The sequence below is a fragment of the Caballeronia mineralivorans PML1(12) genome (assembly GCF_001028175.1).
Taxonomy (GTDB): Bacteria; Pseudomonadota; Gammaproteobacteria; order Burkholderiales; family Burkholderiaceae; genus Caballeronia; species Caballeronia mineralivorans.
This window is the reverse complement of the sequence record NZ_AEJF01000020.1, coordinates 1-13,279: the sequence shown is the minus strand read 5'-3', so window position 1 is coordinate 13,279 and position 13,279 is coordinate 1. Positions and strand designations below refer to the sequence as shown.

Annotated in this window: 18 protein-coding genes; 11 read left to right on the top strand and 7 right to left on the bottom strand. The window is 59.3% G+C overall.

Annotation, left to right across the window (positions count from 1 at the left end):
* The 8 genes from EOS_RS03095 to EOS_RS03060 all read left to right on the top strand — a co-directional run.
* A partial coding sequence (locus tag EOS_RS03095) for an exodeoxyribonuclease VII large subunit (RefSeq protein ID WP_047845146.1) occupies nt 1–388 on the top strand: 388 nt, incomplete at its 5' end.
* Nucleotides 389–650: 262 nt separating this feature from the next.
* Entirely contained in the window at nt 651–1,232 is a 582-nt protein-coding gene (locus tag EOS_RS03090; protein ID WP_047845145.1) for a superoxide dismutase, read from the top strand.
* 97 nt (nt 1,233–1,329) lie between these two features.
* Nucleotides 1,330–1,659, top strand: a complete 330-nt coding sequence (locus EOS_RS03085) for a hypothetical protein (RefSeq protein ID WP_047845144.1) — start codon at nt 1,330–1,332, stop codon at nt 1,657–1,659.
* Between the two features lie 13 nt (nt 1,660–1,672).
* Complete coding sequence (locus tag EOS_RS03080) at nt 1,673–1,888, top strand: hypothetical protein (protein WP_047845143.1); 216 nt, start codon at nt 1,673–1,675, stop codon at nt 1,886–1,888.
* 192 nt (nt 1,889–2,080) lie between these two features.
* Nucleotides 2,081–2,209: a hypothetical protein gene (locus tag EOS_RS48690; protein ID WP_268760289.1), complete on the top strand. Its 129-nt coding sequence runs from the start codon at nt 2,081–2,083 to the stop codon at nt 2,207–2,209.
* Between the two features lie 799 nt (nt 2,210–3,008).
* Entirely contained in the window at nt 3,009–3,404 is a 396-nt protein-coding gene (locus EOS_RS03070; protein WP_047845141.1) for a nuclear transport factor 2 family protein, read from the top strand.
* Between the two features lie 211 nt (nt 3,405–3,615).
* Entirely contained in the window at nt 3,616–3,930 is a 315-nt protein-coding gene (locus EOS_RS49125) for an NUDIX domain-containing protein (RefSeq protein ID WP_200908605.1), read from the top strand.
* 401 nt (nt 3,931–4,331) lie between these two features.
* Nucleotides 4,332–5,252 carry a proline dehydrogenase family protein gene (locus EOS_RS03060; protein WP_047845140.1) on the top strand — a complete coding sequence of 307 codons (921 nt, stop codon included), beginning with the start codon at nt 4,332–4,334 and terminating at the stop codon, nt 5,250–5,252.
* A gap of 242 nt (nt 5,253–5,494) precedes the next feature.
* Here the strand turns inward: EOS_RS03060 and EOS_RS03055 are convergent, their stop codons facing one another.
* Nucleotides 5,495–6,415, bottom strand: coding sequence for an SDR family NAD(P)-dependent oxidoreductase (locus EOS_RS03055; RefSeq protein ID WP_047845139.1), 921 nt, complete (start codon nt 6,413–6,415; stop codon nt 5,495–5,497).
* Nucleotides 6,416–6,423: 8 nt separating this feature from the next.
* Nucleotides 6,424–7,182 (bottom strand): SDR family NAD(P)-dependent oxidoreductase, encoded by a 759-nt coding sequence (locus EOS_RS03050; protein WP_047845138.1) that lies wholly within the window; start codon nt 7,180–7,182, stop codon nt 6,424–6,426.
* A 52-nt stretch (nt 7,183–7,234) separates the two neighbouring features.
* Between EOS_RS03050 and EOS_RS03045 the strand changes: the two genes are divergently transcribed.
* Together EOS_RS03045 and EOS_RS03040 are read left to right on the top strand one after the other, a co-directional pair.
* Nucleotides 7,235–8,278 (top strand): AraC family transcriptional regulator, encoded by a 1,044-nt coding sequence (locus EOS_RS03045; RefSeq protein WP_326972895.1) that lies wholly within the window; start codon nt 7,235–7,237, stop codon nt 8,276–8,278.
* Nucleotides 8,279–8,538: 260 nt separating this feature from the next.
* Nucleotides 8,539–9,084 (top strand): hypothetical protein, encoded by a 546-nt coding sequence (locus EOS_RS03040; protein WP_047845136.1) that lies wholly within the window; start codon nt 8,539–8,541, stop codon nt 9,082–9,084.
* 173 nt (nt 9,085–9,257) lie between these two features.
* Here the strand turns inward: EOS_RS03040 and merB are convergent, their stop codons facing one another.
* From merB to merT, 5 genes are read right to left on the bottom strand one after another with little or no spacing between them, the layout of a single operon-like run.
* Complete coding sequence (gene merB, locus EOS_RS03035) at nt 9,258–9,914, bottom strand: organomercurial lyase MerB (protein ID WP_047845135.1); 657 nt, start codon at nt 9,912–9,914, stop codon at nt 9,258–9,260.
* 16 nt (nt 9,915–9,930) lie between these two features.
* Entirely contained in the window at nt 9,931–11,610 is a 1,680-nt protein-coding gene (merA, locus tag EOS_RS03030; RefSeq protein ID WP_047845134.1) for a mercury(II) reductase, read from the bottom strand.
* A gap of 45 nt (nt 11,611–11,655) precedes the next feature.
* Nucleotides 11,656–12,090, bottom strand: coding sequence for an organomercurial transporter MerC (merC, locus tag EOS_RS03025; protein WP_047845133.1), 435 nt, complete (start codon nt 12,088–12,090; stop codon nt 11,656–11,658).
* Between the two features lie 18 nt (nt 12,091–12,108).
* Nucleotides 12,109–12,384: a mercury resistance system periplasmic binding protein MerP gene (merP, locus tag EOS_RS03020; RefSeq protein ID WP_047845132.1), complete on the bottom strand. Its 276-nt coding sequence runs from the start codon at nt 12,382–12,384 to the stop codon at nt 12,109–12,111.
* 13 nt (nt 12,385–12,397) lie between these two features.
* Entirely contained in the window at nt 12,398–12,748 is a 351-nt protein-coding gene (merT, locus tag EOS_RS03015) for a mercuric ion transporter MerT (RefSeq protein WP_047845131.1), read from the bottom strand.
* A 71-nt stretch (nt 12,749–12,819) separates the two neighbouring features.
* Between merT and merR the strand changes: the two genes are divergently transcribed.
* Nucleotides 12,820–13,254 carry an Hg(II)-responsive transcriptional regulator gene (merR, locus tag EOS_RS03010; RefSeq protein WP_047845130.1) on the top strand — a complete coding sequence of 145 codons (435 nt, stop codon included), beginning with the start codon at nt 12,820–12,822 and terminating at the stop codon, nt 13,252–13,254.
* The last annotated feature ends 25 nt before the right edge of the window (nt 13,255–13,279 follow it).

Genomic DNA, 13,279 nt, shown 5'->3' with positions numbered 1-13,279 from the left:
GCGGCTTGCGTCAGCCGGCGCGCGTCCGGTCCGCGACGCGCGCGCGCGTTTTGCGCTCGTGCAGATGCGCTGGCAACGCTGGCGTCCTGATCTCGCCGCCGAGCGGGAACATCTGATGCGTCTTGCACAACGCCTGGGTGCTTCGCAAGGCCGCCGGCATGAGCGGGCGGTGGCGCGGGTGTCGGAGTTATCGGCAAGGTTGCAGGTGTTGAGCCCGCAACGCACGCTCGAGCGCGGCTACGCGGCTTTGATCGACACGCAATCCGGGCGCGCCGTGCGCGCGCCGAATGCACTGAAGCCGAAGCGGCCGTTGACCGTGCATCTGGCGGAAGGATCGGCGGATATTGTGCTGGCCGACATCCAGCCGCGGCTCTCCGATGAATTTTGACTGTTGGCAGGTGTGCATCGCATGAAACAGCAGTCGCCTTCATGCGATGTTCATGTGACAAACGCGGGTACTTGAAAGCCCGTATTTTTGACGGCTTAGATGGAACGTTCGAGCATTTTTTACGCCGCTGTTAAAGCTTCGTAATCGATACTGCTCATAAAAACCCGCAATTTGCGGGGTTATCCCAACTCGCCTACAATCGAGTGCTCCATTGCTTCACTCCTCACGTCCCCCAAAATCATCATAGAAGGAAGCTCGCACCATGGAACATACCCTCCCGCCGTTGCCGTTCGACAAGAACGCGCTTGCTCCGCACATGTCGGAAGAAACGCTTGAGTATCACTATGGCAAGCATCACCAAACCTATGTGACGAACCTGAACAAGCTGATCCCGGGTACCGAATTCGAAAACCTGTCGCTCGAAGAAATCGTCAAGAAGGCGTCGGGCGGCGTGTTCAACAACTCAGCGCAGATCTGGAATCACACGTTCTTCTGGAACAGCCTGTCGCCCAAGGGTGGCGGCGCTCCGGCCGGCGCACTCGGCGACGCGATCAACGCCAAGTACGGTTCCTTCGACAAGTTCAAGGAAGAGTTCACCAAGGTCGCGACCGGCACGTTCGGTTCGGGCTGGACGTGGCTCGTGAAGAAGGCTGACGGCTCGCTCGACATCGTGTCGACCAGCAATGCCGCTACGCCGCTGACCACCGACGCCAAGGCGCTGCTGACCATCGACGTGTGGGAACACGCGTACTACATCGACTATCGCAACGCGCGTCCGAAGTTCATCGAAGCATTCTGGAACATTGCGAACTGGGACTTTGCGTCGAAGAATTTCGGCGCTTAAGGTTTCCTTGTTCCGTGACAATAAAGTCTGGAAAGCGCAATAAAGTTCGGAAAATGTAGCGACCCCGCTGCAATAAACTTCGGAAACCGAAGACAAAATGAAAGCCCTCTATGCGAGGGCTTTTTTTCGGTCCATCACACGCGCCGAAGGCGCTTGTCGGGCCAGTTGCAGCCACTCACCTGTGCGCGGCCATGCGGCCATACGAGCGTCCGCTTCAGCTCTGGAGAGGTCGTCAATACACCTGAAGGCTATTCGTTCGGTAAAGTTGGTGCCTGCGGCGCAGGGCAAGAGTGCTTGCCTGATTGAGCACAATTCGCACCTCGACTTCTGGCCCAACGGCAAGAACACCAAGACCGAGGCCGAGTGGGAAATTGGCCTAGACGAACTTATTGCCTTCATCAAGGCCAACGCAAAGCGTAACAAGTAGTGGTCGGCAAAGCATGAAAGCGGCCTGGGATCGTGTGAAGCTGCGGTTCAACTTCTGGGAAGGCGATGGCCCTGTTGGTGGAGATGAACTGCGAACGCGCGCCGGACGGCGTTACCAGATTGTTTCAGTGAATGGACGAACGCTCGACTGCCTGGTGCTACTCGCCGACGCAGAAGTGCAGGGGCGCGTGTTCCGTTGGGAGTGGGGCACGCGGAACAAGATGATGTAATGGAAAACAGTGAAAAGCCGCTGTATCGGCCAAGGGCGGCGCGGATTTGGTAATGTCGAATCCGGATTTGCGCGCGACTCGAAACTACGGCCCTCCGTCGAACAATCATCCCGACATACGTTGCTGCACGGCTTTGGAGGCGAGATGGCGGCCAGACCATCGCTTCGCTCGATGGGCCGGACGCGATGGTCTGTGAACGTTGTAGATCCTGAAGTCGCGCGCTTCATTGAGCTGGAGCGCGGCACGCCTGAGCAGTTCCGCGGCCTTTGCTTCGTGACCACCGAATCCATGCGGATCTCGGCGGTGTGCGTCTATGACTAGTTGGCGGCTCTGGCCGACCAGTCGCCGCGCCTGGGCGAGATCAGCAGGATTGGATTGACGGGCATGTACGTCGGTTGTGACGGCAAGCAATGCGAGGCTGATGGCAAGTAGGCTGCGGCAGGTGGTGCGGACCATTCGAATTCTTATTGGCGGTAGATCGAGACGCTTCCCGTACACTGTACCCGATCAATTTGTGGCAGTGGCAGGCTGCAACGCAAAATAACCGCGGCGAGGCCCGCGGGGAAACCGCTGGTTCGCACCGCCGAGGTTCGCACGGAAAGCGACGGTTACTAGCGCAAGGTTGCCAGGATAGTTGCCACGAACGCCGGTATCCATCGGTGGTATTCATTCTGGTAGCCACGGTCTTGATGGTTGCCAAGCGCTAGCGCCTGTTGACAATCAGTAGGTCCAGATGAAAGCAGCGCAGAGCGCAACGAATGACGAGAATCGTTCGGGGAGCTTGTCGTTGCTTTTGCGTGAAGATGGCGCGATCGCACTTCCCGGCAATGAGCTACCAGTGGGTTAGGTGAGCCGACGATGGAGATTTCTGTCGTGGCCAATCGTCCACGAGCATTCCTATGTCGGATGTCACTCCCGGACATCGCAGAGCCTTGCTGCATAAGGCTGCGTCTAGGATGTTCAACGAGCCAACGGAAAGTCAAGAAAATGATATGGGAAGATATATAAGTTCGCATTCCTTATTTAATCTACAGGAATCTACCCTTATATTTCGCAATCGGCGTCTGAGCTGACAATCAACCATCGAAACTTGTTCATTGCCGACTAATACGGAAAAATCATGACTGGAGTTACCGCCGACATTTCCGCGCTCGTTCACGATTTTTGGGCGCTCATGGCTTCCAACGACTTCTCGTCGGTGCAGGCAGTGTTGAGCGAACAGTTCGTCCTCGAATGGCCTCAGTCGAACGAGCGCATCAGGGGTGCGGGAAAATTTGTCCAAATGAACGCGGAGTATCCCGCGCACGGGCTTTGGCGCTTTACGCTAAACCGAGTGGTCGCCAACAACAGTCGTGAGGCAGTATCCGATGTGAGCATTACCGATGGTGTTCTAGAAGCGCGTGCAATAACATTTTTCGAAGTTGAGCAGGGGCGGATCACGAAAATCGTCGAGTATTGGCCCGAGCCCTATGCTGCGCCGTTAAACAGAGCGCACCTTGTTGAGCCAATGAGCTAGGGAATTCGCGTAACGATCCGCAGGCTTTACGAAATCGTTCGTCGGGCTGGCATACGGACCAAGTTCGTTGCCTTTTTCGACAAATCACCGGCGCGAACCGGCCAGAAAGGGACGGTCAACACCTTGAGCTAGATCGTCAACAATTCGAATCTGCCACGCACCGGTGTTAAAAGGTATTCTTGAAGGCGGTGGAATACCTGTCCGAGCTGACATGATTTCAAGTGCCTTCAGTGGGTCCAAGATCGCCCTGTTCAACGATACGAAAATCCTGATATACCGGCGCGACAACAAGCCGAATATTCCATTTCCTGGCTTATGGAATTTGCCGGGTAGCGGCAGAGAAGGCGCGGAAACGCCTGAAGAGTGTGTCTGTCGCGAGGTTTTAGAAGAATTCGGAATTAGTATCCCAGCACATCGAATAAGCTGGTCGAAATCCTACGGTGGATCAACTCCTGATAGTCTTCCGCAGTTTTTTCGCGGGACAGCTTACGCACGACGATGTCCGCGCGATCCGGTTCGGAGATGAAGGCGAAACGTGGACGCTGATGGATGTCGCGGCCTACCTCCAGCTCTCAGACGCCATAAGGCAGCTTCAGAATCGGGTTTCTGAATATCTCCTGGGCCGAGACGACCGATAGCAGCAGCGGCTCATGACCACTGTTCGTTCGTGCTACGATTCTCGATGCTTGGGTGACTAACGAAAGCAGGCGTTGCCCCTACCCGTTGTAAACCGCAAAGACTCCACTCGAATAATGTACGCAGCTGCCTGGCCTCCCTCGAAAACGCACTGAAAGCCTGTGTCGATGCAGTGATTGCATCGGCCTTGGCATTCGTCCCGGCCCTGTTGTCAAGAACAGTCCGGAGATGTCGCTCGAATCGACACTTCGTATCCAGATTCGTGCGACTGCGTTTTCACGAGACCACAACATGCGTATTCTCAATACGATGGCCGCTCGCGCCATCCCGCTCGTTCCCCGTTCGCTGATCCGTAAGATCTCCCGCCGCTATATCGCGGGCGAAACGCTCTGCGATGCTCGCATGCGCATCCACGCGCTCCACGCAGCAGGCTTTCGAACAACCGTCGACGTGCTGGGCGAGACGGCGTCGTCGTCGGATCGGGCAGAGTCGATGACTCGTGAATATCTCAATCTCGTGCAGGCGCTCGGTGCCGAAAATGAACCCACCGAGCTGTCGATAAAATTGACCGCCCTCGGACTGCATCTCGACGAAGACGCATGCATGGCACGAGTCTCAATGATTTTGCAAGCGGCAGCATCGCGCGGAATCAGCGCGTGCATCGACATGGAAGACATCAGTTGCACTCAGAAAACGCTCGACGCGTTCCTGAAGCTCGAAGCCGACGGTTATCCACTTGGAATCGCGCTGCAAGCGTACTTGACGCGTACGAACGGTGACATCGTTCCTCTGCTGGCGCGCAAGAGCCGCATGCGCATTTGCAAGGGAATTTATGCCGAGGCAAACGAGCATCTCGTCGACGGTGCATCGAGGGATCGAGCAGCGATCAATGCGCACTTCGTTCGGCACGTTTCGAGCGCAATAGAGGCGGGATCGTTCGTGGGCATTGCAACGCACGATGCACAATTGATCGATGCGCTGACTAGGTGGCTACGACACGAGCAGATTGACGCGTCACGATTCGAGTTTCAGATGTTGCTAGGGGTGTGCGAACCACAGCGTGACGCTCTGCTTGCGCAAGGATTTAACGTGCGCGTCTATGTGCCATACGGTGGCGACTGGTATGGCTACAGCACCCGGCGAATCAAGGAGAATCCACGAATTGCCGGATATATCTTGGCGGCGATGATACGTAACGCTCGGGCTCGCTAGCAGTTACAGCAGACCCCGCGGATCGAGACCGACCAGATCGTTGGTCCCGGCTCGAACGGCTGCTTTCGAGAAATCCCGCCGGCTGCTGTGGGTCGCCGGACTGACCCGCTGGACCCCGCTTGGTGGCTTGGTGTTCGACCCGCTCCAATGATTCGTCGCTCCCCTTTGCCTCGTCCTGACAATCTCGAGAGCTTGTCAGTCATCACGGATCTCTTTATGCGGCCAGTCCGGACTTCTATGGTTCAAACTGATGACAGCAACGCACGCGTCTCCGCTACGACACGGTCTTGGAATCCCCGGTCCTGTACGAGCGTAGAACCGAGCATCGACTCCCCGCGCTCGTCGTAGTAAATGCCCGTCTGACCGGACTGGTTGGTGAGCACCTTCGCCTCCAGTCGCGAGGCTCGTTTCGGGGTGCTCCAATACCTGATGAAAGGCGCGAGCAGCGGGAGGATATAGTTTGCAACCAGTCTGAAGGCCGCATTGGCATCGCGCCCCAGGCCTGTGTTCGGCGTAAAGCCCGGTTCTATTGCGTTGATCCGTAGCCGTGGGTTCTCGCGTGCGAGCGCCATCGTCGCGGCGAGGATGCATTGCTTGGACGTTGCGTAGGCATCGAAGCCCGGATTACTGGAGCCGCCAGGTTGCCACTCGCCGCGCGTGCTGGCAATTACCGAAATGAAGCGACCGCCGCGGAAGCCCGCAGCCTTGGCTGGCGTACGTTTCGGGTCTTCCACGCCCGAGGCGACAAAGATGACGCGCGCGCTATCGGGAAGATGGGGCAAGAGTGCTTCTGTCAACGCAAAGGGGCCGAGATGATTGGTCGCGAAGGTCGTGTCCCAGCCGAGCGCGTTGGTCGTTGAACGCATCTGCATGATGCCGGCGTTATTGAGCAGGCCGGCTATGGGCAGATTCAACGCGATGATCTCCGCTGCCGCGCGGCGAACGCTCTGGACATCCGAGAGGTCGCACGCGATCGATATCGCAAGCTGTTTCTTTTGCTGAATAACGCTCGCCACCTCGTCGAGCTTCCTCAGGTTCCGGCCGACGAGGATCACCATGCCATGCTTTGCCAGTTCGATCGCCGCAAGGCGACCGATGCCTGAAGTCGGACCTGTGACGATGTACGCCTTGCGATCGGCAGCGCTTACGGACGCTTTCGACATGCTGGCTCCTAGATATGCATGCCGCCCGAGACTTCGATCCGCTGCGCGTTAACCCAGCCAAAATCGTCGGACAGTAGCGCAGCGATGACCGGCCCGACATCCTCTGGGACGCCAGCACGACCAAGCGCCGTATGATCTGCGACCGCCTTGTTGACCTGCGGATTGTCGCGCACGATCCCGCCACTGAAATCCGTGGCGATGGCGCCCGGTGCGACGACATTGGCGACGATCCGGCGCGGAGCCAGTTCTACAGCCAGGTAGCGCGTCAACGCTTCCACAGCCGCCTTGATTGGCCCGTAGCCGATTCGATTCGGCATGGCGAAACGGGCGAGTCCCGAGGAGATATTTACGATGCGGCCGCCGTCCTTCATGAGCGGAAGCAGATTCTGCGTCAGGAACAATACGCCCTTGAAGTGGACGTGATAGAGCGAGTCCATCTCCGCTTCGGTTATCGTCTCGAGGCTTGCGCCAGATGAGGTGCCGGCATTGTTCACGAGGTAATCGAAACGCTCGACACCCAGCTCGGCAAGCGCTCTCCGGACCTCTCCGACGAAACCGTCGAACGCGCGCGTATCGCCCGTATCAAGCTGTAGCGCGACGGCCTGTGCGCCTGACTCCGCGGTGAGCGCGATGACGTTATCGGCTTCTGTCCGATTGGACTTGTAGGTAAAGATGGCATGCACCCCACGCTTGGCGAGGCACAGTACGGCGTTGCGACCGATCCCGCGGCTGCCGCCGGTGACGATCGCGACTTTGCTGGCTGGCATAGGTTGGTTCCCTTTGAGATCCCGTCATTCGCTGTCGACGTATGGGCTTATTATGTCGACGGCATACCGGCGCGAGAATGCCGAAACTATCCAATTTCCTGCCTATTCCTGTCCGGCATGCCAGCGTCGAGTGCAGGATCAGCGTGAAAGGAGACCTGAGATGCCGGATCAATTGGCCCAAGCGCTTCTGCGCTATACGAATCGTCAGCCCGGAGAAAACCCCTTCATGACGGCGATCGACGGACTGGCCATCCTTCGATCAGACCACCCCAAGCAACCCACGCACATGATCTCCAGGCCGGCTTTATGCATCGTGGCGCAGGGTGCGAAGTGGGCGACGTTCGGCGGCAGCCGACTCGTCTACCGTGCCGGGCAGGCGCTCCTGATCGGCGTCGAGGCGCCCTCGATAGGACGTGTCGTCGAGGCAAGTCCCGACGAGCCTTGTCTCGTTCTTGCGTTCGAGCTGGATCTTGCGGTCATGCGAAGCGTCGCGGACGAATTAGATGCCCCGCCCCTAGCCAGCGAGGACCCAATCCGCGGCATCTTCGTCACCGACTTCCAGGGACCGCTGGCCGATTGCGCGCTACGCCTGGTGCGCCTGCTTGACACGCCCAAGGCGATTCCCGTGCTTCACCCGCTCATCCTGCGCGAGATCTGCTATTGGCTTCTCACCGGTCCGCACGGCGTTGATGTCGCCAGACTGACACTGGCGAATGGACCGTCGCAGCGCGTGATCAGCGCCATGCACAGCTTGCGAAGTCGCTTCAGGGAACCTGTCCGTATAGAGAACCTTGCCGATATTGCGCAGATGAGCCCTTCGGCTTTTCATCGTCAGTTCAAGGCGCTGACTTTGTTGACACCATTGCAGTATCAGAAGCAACTCCGCTTGCTCGAGGCGCGTCGGCTGATGATTTCCTGTGCCGCGAACGTCGAGACGGCGTCTTTTGAGGTCGGCTATGAGAGCCCCTCGCAGTTCAGCCGTGAATATGCTCGCATGTTCGGCACGTCTCCGAAACGTGATGCGACGGCACTGCAGGCTGCGCTTCGGGAAGGTCGCGCTAAGGCGAACGCGTCGGAAGCATCCGTAAGTCAGTGAGCTCTATAAACCTTAGGAAGATCAAGAGCGGCGCAACGAGAAGACTGTGGTGAACACCCTCAGCGCGAGTGCTTGAGCCGCGACCTGCGAAGGTAGAAATCGGCCACAAGCGGCCCGTCGCGTTTCCGGGTGAAATCGGTGACAATCATTATCGACTCGGGACGTCTGAAACTCCAAGCGTCGTCCCTCGCATTCGGAAATAGCGTCACTTTGGCCGCCACGCACGCGGACGGGCAGCTTGATCGTCAACCTAGGTAATCGTGAAAAAGACAGCCAAGCCGTCGTGGGTTGATATCAAGAAACATCTCTCGGGATTCGATCGCGCTGGATTACTTGCGCTTGTTCAAGACCTGTACGCGGCGAGTAAGGAAAATCAGGCGTTCCTTCATGCGCGATTTAGCCTGGGTGACGATCTTCTCAAGCCATACAAACGCACCATTGATAGATGGATATGTCCTGACGTTTTCAGGGGGCAGGCTGCTTCGGTCTCGAATGCGAAGAAGGCGATCTCGGACTACAGGAAAGCTGTCGGACGGCCAGAAGGGTTGACAGAGCTTATGGTGTTTTATTGCGAACGCGCCGCTGGTTTTTGCGCTGACGTTGGTTTCGAAGATGACTCTTTTTTTGTCGCGTTGGTACGAATGTATGAACAGGCTTTGAAATTGTCGGTCGGCTTGTCGCGTGATGAACGTGATCGATTCTTAGCACGACTCGTCGCTGTATGTCGGGTCTGCAATAACTTTGGCTACGGGGTCAGCGACGATATGCGGGTGCTGTTTGCGGAATACGTCTCTGACGAGCGTTGATTGCAGACTCACGCTTAACCGCCGTCGGGCGGGTGGCGGTTGGGGGTTAGTCGCTCGCCAAAGGCACAGTGCGGCCATATAGGGAGGTTCGTTGGAACCGCTTGAATGGCCGCTGCTCGGCGTGTAAGGGGCCATTCGTGTCCCTTGAGAAAGCCACTCGCGGCATGGCGGAATTACGCATGGTCTGCGCTTCCCGGGTGTCGCAGACAGGTGGCCCGCAACAGCCGTTCGGACCGCTCGCGCCCCACGGCGAAGGCATCCTGGACACTCACAACCTCGATCCCGTGGTGCGTCGCGGCCCACTTCTGACCTGTGGCGACAGAGGCAAAGAAATGCACATGACAGCAGAAAGCACGGCGGATGTCAGGCGTCTCCTGCGGCAGGATCAGTGACACGGCCGCTCCCGCCGGCGCAACATCCTGTATCGCGTTGGGCGTGACCGTGAGTGAGACCGGCACGCCGGTGGCGGCACAACGCGAGACCACGTGCGCAGCCCGATCGATCAGTGCTGGGAAGAATAGTGTGTCGAATGCGCACCAGGTGTACAGACGTCGGCCTTCGATCTCGAAAGCATGTGCGGTCTCGCGCAACGTCAAACCGTAGCCGAGGACGTTACCATCGTCGTCCCACTCGGTGCTGACCGCTTGTTCGAGTGCAGCGGTCACACGCTCGACGGGCCAGTTTAGGGCCAGGGCCAGCGCGGCGGGAGAAACCGGCGCTCCCTTGGTGAGTTCACGTAGCAGTACGACAAAGAGATCCGCAAAGCTTTCTGACCGATTGGCCAGCGTCAGGCGTTCGACAAGTTCGGACGTGTAGTGGGCAAGGTTCATTGTTGTTCCCCGTGGGTTATCCGGCGCAGCATGAGAGCTGCTTCACGTCCTTTGAGAAGGTCTGCGCGGCGAGCTTGAGTCCCTCGACCATCGTCAGATAGGGGAACAACTGGTCGGCAAGGTCCTGCACGGTCATCTTTGCGCGGATCGCGATCGCGGCCGTCTGGATGATTTCGCCTGCCTCTGGCGCCACCGCCTGCACGCCGATGAGCCGGCCGCTGCCTGCCTCGGCCACCAGCTTGATGAAGCCGCGCGTGTCGAAGTTCACCAGCGCGCGCGGGACGTTATCGAGCGTCAACGTGCGACTGTCGGTCTCGATGCCCGCCTGGTGCGCCTGCGCCTCGCTGTAGCCGACCGTCGCAACCTGTGGCTCGGTGAAGACGACCGCCGGCATCGTATCTAGATTGAGCCGCGCATTGCCCCCGGTCATGTTGATCGCCGCGCGCGTACCGGCGGCCGCCGCAACGTAGACGAACTGCGGCTGGTTGGTACTGTCGCCGGCAGCATAGATATCCGGTGCGCTCGTGCGCATTCCCGTGTCGATCACGATGGCGCCGCGCTCGTCGAGCTGCACGCCGGCACTTGCCAGGTTCAGGCTGCGGGTGTTGGGGGAGCGGCCCGTTGCCACCAGCAACTGGTCGGCTCGCACCTCGCCGTGATTCGTGGTGAGGACGAACTTGCCATCAGCGTGCGACACCTGGCTCGCCTGGGTCTGCGTCAACACCTCGATGCCCTCGGCGCGAAAGGCCGCCGTCACGGCTTCGCCGATCGCCGGGTCCTCTTGGTAGAGCAGTGTGTGACGGGCCAGGACGGTGACGTGACTGCCCAGCCGTGCAAATGCCTGGGCCAGTTCCAGCGCGACCACCGACGAGCCGATCACGGCGAGCCGTTTGGGGATGAAATCGCTCGCCAGCGCTTCGGTCGAGGTCCAATACGAGGTGTCCTTCAGACCCGGAATCGGCGGCACCGCGGCCGTTGCACCCGTGGCAATCAGGCAGCGGTCGAACGACACCGTGCGTTCGCCGCCGGCGGTCAGCGTGACGGTGAGCGTATGGGTCCCCGTGAAGCGCGCCTCGCCGTGCAGGACGTTGATGTTCGGGCTCGACGCCAGGATGCCTTCGTACTTGGCGTGGCGCAGTTCGTCCACACGCGCTTGCTGTTGGGCAAGCAGGCGCGGCCGGTCAATGCCCGGTGCCGTCGCGGTGATGCCCGCATCGAAGGGACTCGTCTGCCGCAAATGCGCGATGTGGGCTGCACGGATCATGATCTTGGAGGGCACGCAACCGACGTTCACGCAGGTGCCGCCGATGGTGCCGCGCTCGATCAGTGTCACCTGCGCGCCGTTTTCGGCGGCCTTCAGCGCAGCCGCCATCGCTGCGCCTCCACTGCCGATGACGGCGATCCGTAGCGCGCCGTCATCGCCGCTACGCTTCCCGGCAGCCCCCGGCCGGCCCAGCGCATTGTCGAGCAAGCCTGTTGATTGGGCCGGCACGTCGGCAACCCTGGCATGGTAGCCGGTTGTCGTCACGGCAGCAGCCAGCGTGTCGTGACTGACTCCTCCATCGACCATCACATCGGCCAGCGCCTTGGAATAGGAGACTGCTGCCGACCGCACGCCGGCCACCTTTTCCAGCGCCTGCCTGACATGCTCCGCGCAGGAAGCGCAGGTCATCCCGTCGATCTTCAAGGTCATCATGGGCTTGCTCCGTTCTTTCATGGATTTGGTTAGATGCACCACGGCTCAACCTTTGCGCACGTTGCCCGTGCTCGAATCACGCGTATCGGTGGCATAGACGTGCTGCGCGGGGGAGAACATGTCCCAGATCGATACCGCCATCATGACGGCGAGACCGGGATAGAGCAGCCAACCGCTGCGCTCGCCGTAGGCCCGCATCACAAACACGGCCGCCAGCACCAGTACCGGGCCGATCAGGCCAAGTGCGGTACGGCGCCACTGCCGATGATTGAGCCACCCGATCGCGTTGGCGAACAGCGCGATGCCGGCGAATGCCGGCAGCAAGATGCGGATGAACAACCCTTCATACTGGCTCAGGAAGCCCAGACCAATGGCCGCGCCCAGACTGGCGATAGCGGGAAAGCAACTCGCACAGCCCATCGCCGACGCGATGCTGCCGAGCAAACCGGCCTTATCGGCCGCGCGCGTGACGAACGACATTGCAGTACCTCCGTAGTTTCACTGTTTGACCGACGATGGATAGCCCGCGTCGGCAGTGGCCTTGGTCAGCGTCTGGACGTTGGTTTTGCCGTCGTCGAACGTCACGATGGCTTCTCTCTGCTCGAAACGGATATCCGTTTTTTCGACACCCGTAACTTTGGAAAGGGCGTGTTTGACCGTGATCGGGCAGGCGGCGCACGTCATGCCGGGTACAGACAGCGTGACCGTCCGGGTTGCGGCCCAGACCGGAACCGCGACGACGGCGAGCGCGAGTGCAGTAAGCAGCTTTTTCATGATGACCTCTAGGTCAATAGAACAGGGGCAGCACGTAGGGGAAACCGAGCGCGATCAGGACCAGCGCGACGACGATCCAGAAGATGAGCTTGTACGAGGTGCGCACTTGTGGAATCGCACACACTTCGCCGGGTTTGCAGGCCGATGCCGGTCGGAAAATGCGCCTCCTTGCGAAGAACAACGCAACCAGCGCAGCGCCGATGAAAATCGGGCGATACGGTTCGAGTACCGTCAAATTGCCAATCCAGGCCCCGCTGACCCCTATTGCAACCAATACCAGTGGCCCAAGGCAACAGGTTGAGGCGAGAAGCGCGGCTAGGCCGCCGGCGAAGAGCACCCTACGCCCGTTCTGCTGTTCAGCCATACGCTTTTCCTTTTGAACCTTGAGTGATTGGCGTAACCCTACTTCCGTACCCATGTACGGAGTCAAGCGGTATGGAAAGCGGTTTCGAGAGCCTGACCATCGGCGCCTTCGCGAAGGCGGCCGGTGTCAATGTGGAGACGATCCGGTTCTATCAGCGCAAGGGCCTGCTGCTGGAACCCGAGAAGCCGTACGGCAGCATTCGCCGCTATGGCGAGGCTGACGTCACTCGGGTGCGGTTCGTCAAATCAGCCCAGCGTCTGGGCTTCAGCCTCGACGGAATCGCGGATCTGCTGAAGCTGGAGGATGGGACACATTGCGACGAGGCGAGCAGTCTCGCTGAACACAAGCTCAGGGACATACAGGACAAGCTCGCCGATCTCCGCCGCATGGAGGCCGTGCTGACTGAACTCGTGTGTGCGTGCCATTCGCGCAAGGGCAACGTGTCATGTCCACTCATTGGGTCGCTGCAGCGAGGGGAAGAGCTACGCGACACCGCCTTCCGGTAAGTGCTATTCGCCCTTAGTACTACAG

Excerpts from the sequence above, each read along its gene's own strand:
- EOS_RS03060 (WP_047845140.1), top strand. The coding sequence starts at position 4,332 with ATGCGTATTCTCAATACGATGGCCGCTCGCGCCATCCCGCTCGTTCCC.
- merA (WP_047845134.1), bottom strand. The coding sequence starts at position 11,610 with ATGATGACCTTGAAGATCGACGGGATGACCTGCGCTTCCTGCGCGGAG.
- EOS_RS03090 (WP_047845145.1), top strand. The coding sequence starts at position 651 with ATGGAACATACCCTCCCGCCGTTGCCGTTCGACAAGAACGCGCTTGCT.
- EOS_RS03080 (WP_047845143.1), top strand. The coding sequence starts at position 1,673 with ATGAAAGCGGCCTGGGATCGTGTGAAGCTGCGGTTCAACTTCTGGGAA.
- EOS_RS03085 (WP_047845144.1), top strand. The coding sequence starts at position 1,330 with ATGAAAGCCCTCTATGCGAGGGCTTTTTTTCGGTCCATCACACGCGCC.
- merR (WP_047845130.1), top strand. The coding sequence starts at position 12,820 with ATGGAAAGCGGTTTCGAGAGCCTGACCATCGGCGCCTTCGCGAAGGCG.
- merT (WP_047845131.1), bottom strand. The coding sequence starts at position 12,748 with ATGGCTGAACAGCAGAACGGGCGTAGGGTGCTCTTCGCCGGCGGCCTA.
- EOS_RS03050 (WP_047845138.1), bottom strand. The coding sequence starts at position 7,182 with ATGCCAGCCAGCAAAGTCGCGATCGTCACCGGCGGCAGCCGCGGGATC.
- merB (WP_047845135.1), bottom strand. The coding sequence starts at position 9,914 with ATGAACCTTGCCCACTACACGTCCGAACTTGTCGAACGCCTGACGCTG.
- EOS_RS49125 (WP_200908605.1), top strand. The coding sequence starts at position 3,616 with ATGATTTCAAGTGCCTTCAGTGGGTCCAAGATCGCCCTGTTCAACGAT.
- EOS_RS03055 (WP_047845139.1), bottom strand. The coding sequence starts at position 6,415 with ATGTCGAAAGCGTCCGTAAGCGCTGCCGATCGCAAGGCGTACATCGTC.
- EOS_RS03070 (WP_047845141.1), top strand. The coding sequence starts at position 3,009 with ATGACTGGAGTTACCGCCGACATTTCCGCGCTCGTTCACGATTTTTGG.
- merP (WP_047845132.1), bottom strand. The coding sequence starts at position 12,384 with ATGAAAAAGCTGCTTACTGCACTCGCGCTCGCCGTCGTCGCGGTTCCG.
- merC (WP_047845133.1), bottom strand. The coding sequence starts at position 12,090 with ATGTCGTTCGTCACGCGCGCGGCCGATAAGGCCGGTTTGCTCGGCAGC.
- EOS_RS03045 (WP_326972895.1), top strand. The coding sequence starts at position 7,235 with ATGTCGACGGCATACCGGCGCGAGAATGCCGAAACTATCCAATTTCCT.